Genomic DNA, 14,348 nt, shown 5'->3' with positions numbered 1-14,348 from the left:
ATTTTCTGTATCTTCTATTTGTAGCTATTTATCTTTTAGACAAGCTGAGACTTCCATCTGGCAAGTGCGGAACGCAAACGAAATATCGCCTTGGAATGAAGCTGCGAGATACGCGAGGGTGACAAGCTCATCACATCTGCAATTTCCGACAAGGTCAGCTCCTCAAAGTAAAACAAGGAAACGACAAGACGCTCTTTTTCCGGCAGCTTGTCGATGACGGCGGTCAACACTTCTTTCAGGCCTGCCAATTCAGCCACCTGATCGGGACGCGGTGTCACTTCATCGACGATGTAGGAATGCCTTGCTGTCTTTTGCTCCTCTTCTTCCCCCACAGCTTCATCTATAGAAATCATCGTGGCGAGTGAAGTTTCATAAAAGACCTGCTGCAAGTCTTTCTCCGAAATGCCGAGGTAAGAAGAAACCTCGGAGTCAGTCGGCGCTCGCAGTTGCTTTTGCTCCAAGAGCGTATACGCCTCTTCGATCTTCTTTGCCTTGTCTCGAACCGTCCTGGGGATCCAATCGTTCTCCCTCAAACCATCGATCATGGCACCGCGAATCCGCCACATCGCATACGTCTCAAACTGAAGCCCGCGGGTATGATCAAACTTGGCCAACGCGTCCAACAAACCAAAGCGGCCATAGCTGATCAGATCATCTTTGTCCACATTATTCGGAAGGTTGATCGCAAGCCTGTTGGCTACCTTGTCCACTAACGGGAGATACTGTGTGACCAGATCCACCTCCGCGTCCCGGCTGCCTTCTTCTTTCCACAATACCCATTTGTCAAACTGCCTTGCTTTTTCTTGATTGGTTAGCCGTGCCACGATTTCGTCACCAACCTTTACTCATCAGTTAAACGCCTCACAACATCTGCAACGGTGGTGGGATCATGCGCCAGAGGAGCGCTCCCCATTTGGTCCAGAGACAGCGGTATAAATTCACCGTCTCCCTGGGGATCATCCGGCTCTCCGGAAGCCGAGGGGACGCCCCCCTCGGCAGCTTCTGCCGGAACCATGGTCTCAGGGGCTTGGAAAGAGCCCATGATTTTAGCAACGAGCCAACGTATCGGGAAAGCTGCAAGAAAAAAAAGAATAAATGCATAACCGGCGCGTTCCAAAGAAACCAGCCAGACGTTTCCGGCCAAAGCCGTAAAAAACGTAATGACAGAAGCAAGTGCTCCGAACCCTGTATTCACCCACATCGTACCCAGCATACCTATACTTCCTTCACACCTTGATTGACGGTTCGAATTTGCAGAAGACCCGTAGCCGCATCAAACTCGATGGTCCTCCCGCAATTTCCTCCTGTATCCTCGGCAACTACTTTTATCTTTGCCTGCTGCAGTGCCATTTTGCACGCCTCTACATTTCGCGGTCCGATCCTCATCGAGTCACTCTTTCCGAGGAATGCAAACATCTGAGCTCCGCCGGCCAGCTTTGCCACCATGTTGGTCGTCGATGCTCCAGCCAGCTTCATGTCCTGAATGAGACGGGGGATAGCGGTATCGGCGTATTTCCCGATCGCGATCTCCCCGCCTTTTCCGAGAGAGGACTCAGGCAGCATGACATGGGCCATCCCGGCAACTTTATGTACAGAATCATACAGGACGACTCCCACACATGAACCTAACCCTGTAGTCCGTAATCGGTCAGGAGATTTTGCAACTCCGAGGTCCGCCATCCCAATTTTAATAATCTCCATCGAACGGTACTCCTAATGATCGAAATAATGTCTTTAAGGATTCGGGATCAGGGATCAGAAAAAAGTGACCTTGGACTTGTTCATTGCCTTCAAAGAAAGCCGTATCGATAGTGAGCGCGAAGTCCCCTGCTTGTCCCAGTTCCAAAAGTCCGTAGCTGAGAATGGCCCCCGCCATATCGATCGCCAGAGCCGGTACGGATGGCTGCAGATTCAAATTCGTAAAATCAGCCAGCGAAGACAAGTAGGAACCGGTGAGGATGTTGCCGATTTCATGAAGAGCGGAAGCCTCGTACTCTGTCCATTCTTCTACATCCTTCACTTCGCCGATAATCTGCTGCAGAACGTGCCGAGCGGAAGCCATATCCAGGATGAAAAACATGTTGCCCGGACAATCTCCCTCAACCCGAAGAAAGACAGTAACAACGACCGCCTCTGGACCTCCGACGCAGTCCGCTACTTCGTCAAAGGGAATAATTTTTACCTGCGGCACCTTCATGTCGATTTCTTTTTGTATCAGTTTGGAAAGTGCAGTAGCCGCGTTGCCAGCGCCAATGTTCCCTACTTCCCGAAGTACGTCAAATTGAAAATCGCCAAACTTTGTAAAGTATTCCATCCCTTATCCCTCAAAGGAGTCAAGTTGTTTGATTTCCTCGTTGCTCAACACCTTATCCAGATTCAACAGGATCAGCAGGCGTTTTTCCAGCTTGGCCACTCCGCGCAGGTAGGCGGCCTCCACTCCTCCGACAACCTCCGGCGGCGGTTCGATCGCGTTCACCGGTATATCGATCACATCATTAGCCGCGTCTACGATCAGGCCTACTTCCAGTTCACCAACCGCCACAATAATAATCCGCGTCGATTCGGTATACGCTGTCTCTTCCAGACTGAAGCGATTGCGCAGGTCGATAATCGGCGTTACAACTCCGCGCAGGTTGATTACCCCTTTGACAAATGCCGGAGTTCGCGGAACGCGGGTAATATGCTCCAATTTCTCAATCGATTTGACCTGATTTACATCAACTCCGTATTCTTCGTCTTTCAAGCGAAATACGATGACTTTTACTTCTCCGATGATTTCCTTTTGCTCGAGCATACGGCTGCCCTCCTCTTACTTAATCAGTGCGTTGCAGTCGATAATCAGCGCTACTTGTCCGTCTCCCAGGATCGTTGCCCCAGAAATGGCGAACACGTTTACCAGGTACTTGCCGAGTGACTTCAGGACGATTTCTTGCTGGCCAATAAATGAATCGACGACAAGTCCGGCCATTTTTTCACCCTTGCGGACGATTACGACTGCTACTTCGTCATCTTTGTCCGCTCCGTTATCCGGAATCTGGAAGATTTCCTGCAACGAAACGAGAGGAACCACTCTTCCGCGGAAATCAATGACTTTCTGGCGATGCGCCATCATGATTTGATCTTTGCGGAATACCGCTGTTTCAATGATAGAACTGAGTGGAACAGCGTATTTCTCGTTTTGAACCTGAACGAGCATGGCCGAGATGATCGAGAGCGTGAGCGGAAGCTGGATCAGGAATGTCGTTCCCTGTCCACGAACAGAGTCGACGCTTACGTTTCCGCCCAGGGACTCAATCTTCGTTTTCACTACGTCGAGCCCGACTCCTCGTCCCGAGATGTCCGAAATGACCTCAGCGGTACTAAAGCCTGACGAGAACAGCAGTTCAAAGATTTGCCTGTCGCTCAAGGAATCTGCGTTAGCCGGATTTACGATGCCCCGTTCAATCGCTTTCTTCAGAACTTTATCTTTGTTAATGCCGGCACCGTCATCTTTTACTTCGATAAACACATGGTTTCCGCTATGGAAGGCACGAAGCTGAATCGTTCCTTCCTCCGGCTTGCCAGCCTGCTTTCGTTGGGCTGGAGATTCCACACCGTGATCGAGCGAATTTCGCAGGAGGTGAACAAGCGGATCGCCAATTTCATCGATGACCGTCCGATCAAGCTCTGTTTCCGCGCCATATATCTCCAGATTTACTTTTTTGTTTAAATCTTTTGCCAGGTCGCGAATCATCCGAGGGAAACGGTTGAATACTTGCTCGACCGGAACCATGCGCATCGTCAGAATGATGTTTTGCAAATCGCCACTGATGCGGCTCATATGCTCAACGGTTTCCTGCAACTCGCTCTTGCCGAGTTCGCGGGCCAGCTGCTCCAAACGCCCACGGTCGATAACCAGCTCACTAAACAGGTTCATCAGGACGTCCAATCTCTCGATGTCTACGCGGATCGTTTTTCCGCCCGCCGTCACTTTTTTCACGGCCGTGTTGTTCTGTGCGGGTCCTTCGGCTTTTTTGACTTCTGCAGGCGCAGCGGCTGCAGCAGCTACCTGCTGCTCTGCTTGCTTGGCTTGCTTTCCTGCTTCCTTCATTTCAACCGGTTCTACGAGCACTTCCTCAATTTCCGAAATATTACTGATTGCTTTTTTCACTTTCTCCAAAGGTTCCATCGTGACAAAGACTACTTCGAAGGAAAGATCAAAGCGCTCGTTTTCCAAATCCTCTACCGCAGGTGTCGATTTGATCACTTCCCCCATCGACTCCAGCTGGTCAAAAACCATATACGCACGGGCTGCTTTCAACAGGCAGTTCTCCTGCAAGGTTACTTTGATCCAGAACAGGTTGTTGCCCGCTTCCTTCGATTGCTTCAAAACCGTAAGAGAAAACTCGTCCAGATCGTACTCGCGGTTGCCGTCTTCGGAGCCGCCAGCAGCGACTTGCTCGACTGACGCAGTTGCTTCCTGGGCTGCCACATTCGCAATGGCAGAAAAATCCCCCGATACGATTGCCCGCAGTTTAGCAACTGGCTGTGACACGTCTGCCGAGCCGTCTCCGCCTTCCATAATATTCATGACCATGCCTTCAATCAGGTCAACGCTTTGGAAAATCACATCCATAATATCGCTGTTGATTTTCAGCTTGTCATTTCGGATTAAATCCAGCACATTTTCCGCTTCATGGGTCAGACTCGCCATATCCTCAAAACCCATTGTCGCCGACATACCTTTTAGCGTATGCGCGGAACGGAATATTTCGTTGACGATCTGAGTGCTTTCCGGATCATTCTCCAAAACGAGCAAGTTCGCATTGATCGCTTGCAGGTGCTCCTTTGACTCTTCAATAAACATGTCCAAATATTGATTCATGTCCATGGGTGTTCCACCTCCCAAAATCAGTGCAGCAGCTTGCAGAGTGTTTCTGCAATTTTGTGTAATGGCACGACATGATCAGCGAGGCCTGCCTGGATGGCCGCACGCGGCATCCCGAACACGACACATGTCGATTCATCCTCGATAATACTCGTTACAGGACCTATTTCCTTCATTTTGATCAGGCCCTTCGTCCCATCATTTCCCATGCCTGTCATGATAATTGCCCATTTGTCTACTTTTGTCAATCGGCTGACAGACTCAAAAAGGATGTCGACAGAAGGACGGTGACCACCTCGGGGCTCTTCCTGATGCAGTTTGGCCTGCAGTCTTCCGTTCGTTTGTACAACTTCAAAATGATAGCCGCCAGGTGCGATGTACGCGGTTCCGGGCTCCAACCATTCTCCGTCTGTTACCTCTGTTACGCGGATCGCACAGAGAGAGTCCAGACGCTGTGCCAGCGATTTTGTAAAACCGGCTGGCATATGCTGCACGATTGCTATCGGAGCAGGGAGCTGACTGGGCAATGCTGTCAGAACAGTTTGCAGTGCTTTGGGGCCTCCGGTTGAAGTTCCCAGCACCACAAGCTTGGCCGAACCGGATGCAGCTCTGTTTACAGGCATTTCAGTCGATGCCTGCCGGGGTGCAAGCACAATGTCTTCCGTGGCCTTGGCTGCGAACAGGAACGGGGAAGCAGTACTCTCTGCATGAAGCTTAAACTTATTCGTTCTTTTCTTGGCTTGAGAGGCAGCTTTCACTCTCTCGATCAGACGATCGCCGACTTTGTGAATATCAAGTGAAATCGGCCCGGATGGCTTTGCAACAAAATCGATGGCTCCGAGCTCAAGCGCTCGAATCGTTGCTTCTGCGCCCTCTCTGGTCAAGCTGCTCAACATCACTACAGGAACAGGACTTTGCTTCATTAGCTGTTCCAAAGCTTCCAAGCCATTCATGATCGGCATTTCGATATCCAGCGTGATTACATCAGGCTTCAGCTTGGCAGCCTTCTCCACGCATTCAAGTCCGTTCTTCGCACGATCAATTACTTCGATTTCAGGGTCGCTTTGCAGGATGTCAGAAATAACCTTACGCATGAATGCCGAATCATCTGTGACGAGAACACGAATAGTACTCATCCGCCATCGCTCCCTTCCGAAGTCTAGTTGTATTATGGGATGAAGCCCTTCAGCTTCTTAAAGAAACCTTTTAAACCTCCTGGTGAACCGGAACCCGCTGCTCCAGCGCTCCCGAGATATGCAGCTACCAGATTTCTGATGCTTTTGGAAGCTTGCGATTGCGGAAAGGCAAGGAAATACGGACGCTGCTGTTTTACAGCCTTTGTGACATGATCGTCATCCATGACATAGCCGAGCTTGCTTATCTCCATATCCAGAAATCGTTTGGCTACCATGCTCAATTTGTCCGCAGTGGCTTGTCCTTCACGATCCGACGTTGCCCGGTTAATGACAAGGCGTACCTTCGTCTGAGGATTGCGGGAGTGAATCATTTTAATTACAGCATACGCATCCGTAATAGCCGGCGGCTCTGGCGTCGTGACCAAAATCACTTCATCCGAAGACAGCATGAATCGCAAAGACTCCTGAGAGATGCCCGCCCCGGTGTCAAAAATAATCGTATCGGCGTAGCCGTGAAGCGGTTCCAGCTTTTGAAACAGGATATCCAGCTTGTGGTTGTCGAGCTGAAGAATTTGGGTAAACCCTGAACCTCCCGCGATAAATTCCAAATTTCCGGGCCCCGTCTCCATAATGTCCCAGACTGTTGCCTCTTGATCGATCAAATGCAGCAGGTGACGCTTTGGCGTAATTCCCATCAGTACATCCAGGTTTGCAAGACCCAAATCGACATCAAACAGGATGGCCTTGTGTCCTTTTTCGCGCAAGCCAAGTGCGAAATTCAGGCTGAAGTTGGATTTCCCTACTCCCCCTTTGCCGCTCGTCACTGTAACCAACCGCGTCTGACGGGAGGACGAATTCTGCTGCATTCGCTCACGAAGTCGTTTTGCTTGGTCATGCATACGATTCATTCCCCCATTATCATGTTAGCTATCAGTCGGGGGGTCGCCACGATAATATCGTCCGGGACATTTTGGCCCGTAGTCACATAAGAAATCGAGAGCTCCGTCTCAAACGCTACGTTTAGCATGGCCCCATAGGCATCCGTTTCGTCCGCCTTTGTAAAAATGACCCGGGAAACCGGAACATCGTCAAAATTGCGGATGATCGTCTTCATGTCGCTGTATTTGGACGTGAGACTCAGTACCAAAAAGTTTAGACTGTTTTGATCTGCCACCACCAAATCGCGAATCCCTTGCACATACTCGTCATTTCGGTAGTTTCTTCCCGCTGTGTCGACAAAGATCAGATCACACCCGCTTAATCGCTCCATCGCTTGCGGAATCTCTTTCGGAGAAAAAACCACTTCAAACGGTACATTCAATATGTTTGCGTACGTCTTCAGTTGTTCAACGGCCGCAATCCGATATGTGTCTGCCGTAATAAAGCCGACTTTCCGCTTTTCCTTTAACATGCAGGCTGCCGCCAATTTTGCGATGGTCGTCGTCTTTCCCACGCCAGTCGGTCCAAAGAAGAAAGCATACCGCACGTCTTTCTCGATGCACGCAGGTCGTTTTACGGCTTTTTCGAGACGCTTGGCGATCAATTCCTCCGCTACCTGCGAGGCCTTGGCATCATCCCAATCAGTCTCGCACTCCAGAATGACTTGCTGAATAACCTGCGCTGCAGCCTCCTCAGTTACCTCTTGCTGCCTCAATCGGCTTCTCACCGCTTGAACCGGCTGGGGCAATTGCTGTGTCATATCATTGGTCAACAGCTTTTCAAACATCTGCCGCATGCTGCGGACCTCAAGTGCGATCTGATCGCTCTGCTCACTCGCCGACGGGGGCGAGTCGGTTTTCGAGTTCCGGGGTTGGATCGGTTCTTTCATTGGTTCTTTCATCAATTCTTTTATCGGTTCTTTTTCTGGGTGGTGCTCTTTCAGAAGATTGTCTGATCCGTGACGTTCCGCCTCCACCCTCTGCTCACGTGTATCCTGCTTGCCGAAGAGGACTGGTGCAGCGTCTTCCGACAGCGGCTGGCTCCCAATGCCCTGGCTTTTGGTCTGGGAGCTTGCCGCAATAGACTGATAGGCTCGCTGGGCAGTGCTCGTGCCGGTCGTTACAGGTCTGGCGGGAACGGTCCGCTGTCTGGCCGCAGCCGAGCTTTTTTGCTTTTCGGATTCTTTGTCGTCGACAGCCGCGACCACCTCAATTTGCTGCTTTCCAAAAAAACCGAGAAAGCCTCCCGTCTTGATTGCTTTGGAATTGAGAATGATGGCTTCAGACCCTAGATCAACACGAATTTTGTCAAGTGCTTCCGGCATGGAATCGACTATGTATCGTTTTACTCTCACGAAATGTTCACCATCCCTACACTTTGCACTTCAACATGTGGCTCCAGCTCGCTGTACGACAGAACAGGAACATCCGGCATCATCCGCTCCATGAGCTGACGCAGATACATGCGGACGGCAGGCGATGAGAGAATGATCGGCTGCTGTCCCGAATTGACCATTCTGCTAACCTCCGCTGACATATTCTGATAAATGCGCTGTGATGTTTCCGGATCGATAGCCAGGTAGCTGCCCTGCTCAGTCTGCTCTACGTGCTCGGAAATCGTCTTTTCTAATCCTGGTCCGGCGGTGATGACGCGGAGCGGCTGTCCCGGCTCCGTATATTGCAGGGTGATCTGGCGCGACATCGCCTGACGCACGTATTCGGTCAACACTTCCGGATCTTTTGTGTACATCGCATGATCAGCCAATGCTTCCAAAATGACTGTCAGGTTGCGAATCGAGACTTTTTCACGCAGAAGCTTTTGCAGCACCTTCTGCACTTCGCCGATCGACAGAGAGCCTGGAATCAGCTCATCGACGAGAACCGGTGCCACCTCTCTAACATTGTCAATCAGTGCCCGCGTCTCTTGACGTCCAAGCAATTCATGAGCATGACGCTTGATCACTTCGGTCAAATGAGTGGCGACAACAGATGGAGGGTCCACAACCGTATATCCGGAAAGTTCAGCAATCTCCTTATTTTCTTCTGTTACCCATAAAGCGGGAAGACCAAACGCAGGTTCAACGGTTTCGATCCCGACGACCGAATCATCGTCAAAGCCCGGGCTCATGGCGAGATAATGATCGAGCAGGATTTCTCCCGTCGCAATCTGATTCCCCTTGATTTTGATCACATATTCATTCGGGCGAAGCTGGATGTTATCCCGGATGCGGATGACCGGCACGACAATGCCAAGTTCCAAGGCAACCTGGCGTCGAATCATAATGACGCGATCGAGCAGATCACCACCCTGCTTGCTGTCCGCAAGCGGAATGAGTCCATAGCCAAATTCAAATTCGATCGGATCGACCTGAAGCAGGTTGACGACGCTTTCTGGACTGCGCACTTCTTCCAGCTGCTGATCTTCTTCTTGTTGAGCCGTCTCTTCCCAGGCCACCTTTTGCTTCCGCGTCATTTTCCATCCGGCAAAAGCGAGCAAGCCGGAAATCGGAACAACAGGCACCAGACCAATGGGCGTGAGCAAGCCAAGCAGGAATATTCCACCGGCCACGATAAACAGCAGGCGCGGGTAGCTGAATAGCTGATTGGCGATATCTTCGCCCAGTCCGTCTCCAGACGTTGCGCGCGTTACGATGATACCGGTCGCAGTCGAAATGAGCAGCGCCGGGATTTGGCTGACAAGCGCGTCACCTACGGACATCGTTGTAAATTTAGAAGCGGACTCGGCAAAGCTCATGTCATGAATCACCATGCCGATGATAAATCCACCGATAATATTCACGATAAAGATGATAATACCGGCGATGGCGTCCCCTTTCACAAACTTGCTGGCACCATCCATCGCGCCGTAGAAATCCGCCTCGTCTTCGATTTTTTTCCGACGGGCCCGAGCTTCTGTATCGGTAATCATCCCGGCATTCAAGTCCGCATCAATACTCATTTGTTTCCCTGGCATTGCATCCAGGGTAAAGCGTGCTGCAACCTCGGCAACGCGCTCCGAGCCTTTTGTAATAACGATAAACTGAATGATGACAAGGATCAGGAAAACAACAAAACCTACGACCTGATTGCCGCCTACGACGAAGCTGCCGAACGCTTCAATAACTTTACCGCCCTCGGCATGCGAAAGAATGTTCCGCGTCGTCGAGACGTTCAAAGCCAGTCGAAAGAGTGTCGTAATCAGCAGGACTGTAGGAAAGATGGAGAACTGCAATGTCTCCCGCGTGTACATAGACACTAGCAAAATCGTCAAGGCAAGGGAGATGTTCAATATGAGAAGCAGATCCAACAACTCGGAAGGCAGTGGGATCACCATCATGACAACGATACTAATGACAAACAAGACCGTACCTAGCTCTTTCATCTTTAATCCCACCGTTAGTCCTCCTCTCTTCTTTGTTTTACTTCACTTTCCCTTGCAGTTTGTATACATAGGCGAGAACCTCGGCAACCGCTTTAAACAATTCTTCAGGTATCGGCTGACCAATCTCCACCTGGCTATGTAGAGCCCTGGCAAGAGGCTTGTTTTCCATCGTTACAATACGGTGTTTCTTTGCAATTTCCTTAATCTTCAATGCCATGTAGTCTTGCCCTTTGGCAATCACTGTCGGCGCGTGCATCTCATTGCTGTCGTAGCGGATCGCAACCGCAAAGTGAGTCGGGTTGGTAATCACTACATCGGCTTTCGGCAGCTCCTGCATCATGCGCCGCATTGCCATGCTGCGCTGACGCTCACGAATCTTCCCTCTAATGAGGGGATCACCATCTGATTGTTTGTATTCGTCTTTAATATCCTGTTTGGACATTCGCAGATTTTTTTCGTACTCATATCGTTGATACAAGTAATCCAAAATAGCCAAGATGAGAAGCAACAGCCCGATTAGCAGTCCCAGTTTGGAAGCTTCCGCTGCAGCAAAGGAGAGCGTCGCTTCCAGCGGTTGCATGGAGAGCTTGATTAATTCATCTCGCACATCCCACAAGATCATGTAGGCAACCAGTATGCCTGTACTGATTTTTAAAAGCGATTTGGCCAGCTCCACCAATGAACGGAGGCTGAACATTCGTTTGGCCCCCTTGATAGGGTCCAATTTTTCCAGTTTGAACTGAATCGTCTCTGTCGTAAACAGCCACCCCACCTGGGCGTAGTTTGCAAAGAGGGCAACTAAAAAAACAGCGGCGAGCACTGGCCCGGCAATCTTGACTGCTTCCCAGGCAACCTTCCGGATAATGATTGCCAGGTTTTCTTCATTTACTTGCCACGTCGCAAAGGTGATCAGGGACTCTCTCATCAGGTTTTCAAAGGAATGAAACATAGTTGCACCAAAAGCGACGAGCATGAGAAACGCTGCCATCAGGCTAAGCGCCGGAGACAAGTCGGCGCTTTTCACCACTTGCCCTTTTTTACGGGCATCCTGTTTCTTTTTGGGAGTTGCCTTTTCTGTCTTCTCTCCGCTGAAGTATTGGAGGTCGACAGGGTACAAAAAAGTTATTCGGTTCATCCTGTTCCTCCGAGCAGCTTCATCATCTCCGCTAACGATCGAAACATTTTTTCGAACAAACTGCTTAACGTCAGGAGAAATGCAGGCATCACTACGATTAACAGAAGAAAGCCTGCCAGCAGTTTGATCGGAAATCCAACAACAAAAATATTAAATTGCGGGACTGATTTGGCGATAATACCAAGAGAAAGGTCTACCAGAAACAATGAAACGATTATCGGCGTAGCAATCAGAAAGGCGCTTAGAAACATTTCCCGAAATACTTTTACCGCCAGCCACATGACCTGTTCGCTGCCCAAAGCAGCCCATACGGCATCGATTGGAATGGCTTGATAGCTTTTGATGATTCCGCGAATGAGCATATGATGTCCATTCATGCTCAGAAAGTATAGCATCGCCAAAACGTTTTTGAATTGGCCCGTAAGCGGAACGTACGCACCGGTCCGCGGATCGATGACGTTGGCCATAGCCAGCCCCATTTGCATATCCATGATCCCGCCCGCAACCTGGACAGTGACATACATCAACTCGCAAATATAGCCCAATATGACGCCGACCAATGCCTCTTTGATGACGTAAAGGATAAATGTCAAATCCATCGGGATTGCCCCTTGAACCGGGACAGAACCAAAACTGATGACCGCCATAAACAAAGCCAAACCGATCTTAAACTGATTCGGCACGCCTTTCATCGAGAAAAACGGAGCCGATACGAAGAAAGCGGTCAGGCGGACAAATACAAGCAACAACACAGGTAGGTGAACCAAGAAGGCTGTCATTGGTTACCCGACAAACTTGTGGAGATTCCCAAATATCCCCATGGTGAACTCGAGCATGATTCGCAGCATCCAAGGGCCGACAGCCAGGATGGTGACCAGGATGGCGACGATTTTGGGAATAAAAGCGAGCGTTTGCTCCTGAATTTGTGTCGTTGCTTGAAAAATGCTGACGATCAACCCTACCAGCAGACCTACGCCCAGCGCCGGAGCAGCGATCAGCAAAATCGTATAGACAGAGCTTTGGGCAACTCTCATAAGTAACTCTTGTGTCATGCTCTACCCTCCTTGGCCGGGTGCCTCTCGTACGCTAAAAGCTGGTCAGAAGAGATTTGACTACCAGGTACCAGCCATCGACCATGATGAACAGCAAAATTTTGAACGGGAGTGAGATCATCACCGGGGGAAGCATCATCATCCCCATTCCCATCAGAATACTTGCAATAATCATATCGATGACAAGAAACGGAATAAAAATCATAAAACCGATTTGAAATGCTGTTTTCAGTTCACTGATCGCATAAGCGGGAACCAATGCAGTAAGCGGAATATCTTGTACTGTCTTCGGCCGCTCTGCCTTTGCAAACTCCAGAAACAGCGCCAGGTCCTTTTCACGTGTCTGTTTGGCCATAAATTCCTTGAATGGGATGACCGCAGCCGCAAACGCCTGTTCTTGCGATAATTGCCCCTGCATAAAAGGCTGGACAGCCGTCTCATTTACCTTGGCCAATGTCGGGGACATGATAAAAAAGGTCATGAACAGAGCGAGTGCGATCAATACCTGGTTTGGTGGCATTTGCTGAGTTGCCAATGCATTGCGGACAAACGACAATACGACGACAATTCGCGTAAAGCTGGTCATGAGCAGCAAAATGGCAGGCGCTACGGACAGAACTGTCAAGATCAACAGCAATTGAATGGCTGTCGAAGTCTCCTGCGGCGTACCAGCTCCGCCCCCAATTTTCAAGTCAATCGTAGGGACCAATGATGGTTGAACCGGTGCTGCTGCCGCCATATCCGGTATGACCAGCAATGCGAGCACAATCACGAGCAGCTGCAGTATTTGTTTCATCCCAAATCTCCTCTGTCCTTACCTTGCTCATCCATCCAGCGGACATTTTGTTCCGAGCGTTTTGTTACCGTTCCCCACTGGTTTCGTAGGATTTCTTCAAACGTACGACCTTGCCCATCGGAAGGCTGGAAAAATTCGTCACTGTTCTTTCGATTGCCGCCAAATGGGAGCCATTTCAGCGGCGATGGCAGCGCGCCTTTTATTTCTGCATCTGCCAAAATCAGGTCAGCTTCCTCTCCAGCCGGTATGTGATGAAGCAATTGAACATTTTCACCGACACCGAGCACGTACAATGATTCTCCGATCATTACCACTTGGACCGACTTCCCATTCCCGAGCGGTGCCATACTGATGACTTTAATCGGCCCTTGTGCCATTCCAACCTGACGCTTTGACAAAAAACGCAGCAACAAATAGATGAGAACCAGAATGATGCCCAGTGAGAAAATAACCTGTATCAGGTAACCCCACATACTGCCAGACCCGCTTCCTGGAATGGGTGCCGGTTCCTGTGGACCGGCGGACCCATCAGTCGATAGCGTGCCTTTTTTCAGTGCATCGGCGACAGAACTGCTCTCCGCCAAAGCCTGAGCCGGAAGGGAAGCGACGAACAACAACAGCAGGCAACAAATCCAGATGAGCCGCACCCTTGTGTCCCGGAGTTTCATCATTAGCTCAACGTCTTTTTGATCGCTTCCAATACGCGATCTGCCTGGAACGGCTTCACGATAAAATCTTTTGCTCCAGCCTGAATGGCGTCAATTACCATTGCCTGCTGCCCCATCGCAGAACACATGATGACACGAGCATTCGGATCAATCTTTTTGATTTCTTTCAGTGCCGAGATTCCATCCATCTCTGGCATGGTAATATCCATGGTGACCAGGTCAGGACCGAGTTCTTTGTATTTTTCTACTGCCTGTGCTCCGTCGCTTGCTTCTCCGACGACGCTGTACCCGTTTTTAGACAGAATTTCTTTAATCATCATGCGCATAAATGCTGCGTCATCAACAATGAGAACTTTGTTAGACATGGATTAGCT

General features: G+C 50.0%; 16 protein-coding genes. All 16 read right to left on the bottom strand.

What is annotated here, in order from left to right; genetic code table 11:
• Window positions 1-35: 35 nt before the first annotated feature.
• The 16 genes from EDM54_RS01255 to EDM54_RS01180 are packed head-to-tail and all read right to left on the bottom strand — an operon-like array spanning window position 36 to window position 14,339.
• On the bottom strand, window positions 36-824 hold the full coding sequence (locus tag EDM54_RS01255) for a FliA/WhiG family RNA polymerase sigma factor (protein WP_003385865.1): 789 nt from the start codon (window positions 822-824) through the stop codon (window positions 36-38).
• A gap of 17 nt (window positions 825-841) precedes the next feature.
• Entirely contained in the window at window positions 842-1,213 is a 372-nt protein-coding gene (locus tag EDM54_RS01250) for a hypothetical protein (RefSeq protein WP_003385866.1), read from the bottom strand.
• Between the two features lie 2 nt (window positions 1,214-1,215).
• Window positions 1,216-1,701 carry a chemotaxis protein CheD gene (locus EDM54_RS01245; RefSeq protein WP_003385867.1) on the bottom strand — a complete coding sequence of 162 codons (486 nt, stop codon included), beginning with the start codon at window positions 1,699-1,701 and terminating at the stop codon, window positions 1,216-1,218.
• A complete protein-coding gene (locus EDM54_RS01240) occupies window positions 1,688-2,314 on the bottom strand; it encodes a chemotaxis protein CheC (protein ID WP_003385868.1) in 627 nt (208 codons plus the stop codon). Before EDM54_RS01240 ends, EDM54_RS01245 begins: the two co-directional genes overlap by 14 nt.
• 3 nt (window positions 2,315-2,317) lie before the next feature.
• Window positions 2,318-2,794, bottom strand: a complete 477-nt coding sequence (locus EDM54_RS01235) for a chemotaxis protein CheW (RefSeq protein ID WP_003385869.1) — start codon at window positions 2,792-2,794, stop codon at window positions 2,318-2,320.
• 15 nt (window positions 2,795-2,809) lie between these two features.
• Complete coding sequence (locus EDM54_RS01230) at window positions 2,810-4,870, bottom strand: chemotaxis protein CheA (protein ID WP_003385870.1); 2,061 nt, start codon at window positions 4,868-4,870, stop codon at window positions 2,810-2,812.
• Between the two features lie 20 nt (window positions 4,871-4,890).
• The gene (locus tag EDM54_RS01225; RefSeq protein ID WP_003385871.1) at window positions 4,891-6,003 is read right to left on the bottom strand and encodes a protein-glutamate methylesterase/protein-glutamine glutaminase; all 1,113 of its coding nucleotides are present in this window, start codon (window positions 6,001-6,003) and stop codon (window positions 4,891-4,893) included.
• A 32-nt stretch (window positions 6,004-6,035) separates the two neighbouring features.
• Window positions 6,036-6,902 (bottom strand): MinD/ParA family protein, encoded by an 867-nt coding sequence (locus EDM54_RS01220; protein WP_003385872.1) that lies wholly within the window; start codon window positions 6,900-6,902, stop codon window positions 6,036-6,038.
• A gap of 5 nt (window positions 6,903-6,907) precedes the next feature.
• A complete protein-coding gene (flhF, locus tag EDM54_RS01215; RefSeq protein ID WP_039071271.1) occupies window positions 6,908-8,296 on the bottom strand; it encodes a flagellar biosynthesis GTPase FlhF in 1,389 nt (462 codons plus the stop codon).
• Entirely contained in the window at window positions 8,293-10,335 is a 2,043-nt protein-coding gene (flhA, locus tag EDM54_RS01210; protein ID WP_003385875.1) for a flagellar biosynthesis protein FlhA, read from the bottom strand. Before flhA ends, flhF begins: the two co-directional genes overlap by 4 nt.
• Window positions 10,336-10,360: 25 nt before the next feature.
• Window positions 10,361-11,458: a flagellar biosynthesis protein FlhB gene (flhB, locus tag EDM54_RS01205; protein WP_003385876.1), complete on the bottom strand. Its 1,098-nt coding sequence runs from the start codon at window positions 11,456-11,458 to the stop codon at window positions 10,361-10,363.
• A complete protein-coding gene (gene fliR, locus EDM54_RS01200; RefSeq protein WP_003385877.1) occupies window positions 11,455-12,237 on the bottom strand; it encodes a flagellar biosynthetic protein FliR in 783 nt (260 codons plus the stop codon). The genes flhB and fliR overlap by 4 nt, the downstream gene beginning before the upstream one ends.
• A gap of 3 nt (window positions 12,238-12,240) precedes the next feature.
• Entirely contained in the window at window positions 12,241-12,510 is a 270-nt protein-coding gene (fliQ, locus tag EDM54_RS01195; RefSeq protein ID WP_003385878.1) for a flagellar biosynthesis protein FliQ, read from the bottom strand.
• Window positions 12,511-12,544: 34 nt separating this feature from the next.
• Window positions 12,545-13,306: a flagellar type III secretion system pore protein FliP gene (fliP, locus tag EDM54_RS01190; protein ID WP_003385879.1), complete on the bottom strand. Its 762-nt coding sequence runs from the start codon at window positions 13,304-13,306 to the stop codon at window positions 12,545-12,547.
• Complete coding sequence (locus EDM54_RS01185; RefSeq protein ID WP_024983837.1) at window positions 13,303-13,977, bottom strand: flagellar biosynthetic protein FliO; 675 nt, start codon at window positions 13,975-13,977, stop codon at window positions 13,303-13,305. The genes fliP and EDM54_RS01185 overlap by 4 nt, the downstream gene beginning before the upstream one ends.
• Window positions 13,977-14,339, bottom strand: a complete 363-nt coding sequence (locus EDM54_RS01180) for a response regulator (protein ID WP_003385881.1) — start codon at window positions 14,337-14,339, stop codon at window positions 13,977-13,979. Before EDM54_RS01180 ends, EDM54_RS01185 begins: the two co-directional genes overlap by 1 nt.
• Window positions 14,340-14,348: the final 9 nt, after the last annotated feature.

Source organism: Brevibacillus borstelensis (assembly GCF_003710865.1).
GTDB classification, from domain to species: domain Bacteria; phylum Bacillota; class Bacilli; order Brevibacillales; family Brevibacillaceae; genus Brevibacillus; species Brevibacillus borstelensis.
The sequence above is the reverse complement of the archived record's forward strand: the minus strand, read 5'-3'. Positions and strand labels throughout refer to the sequence as shown.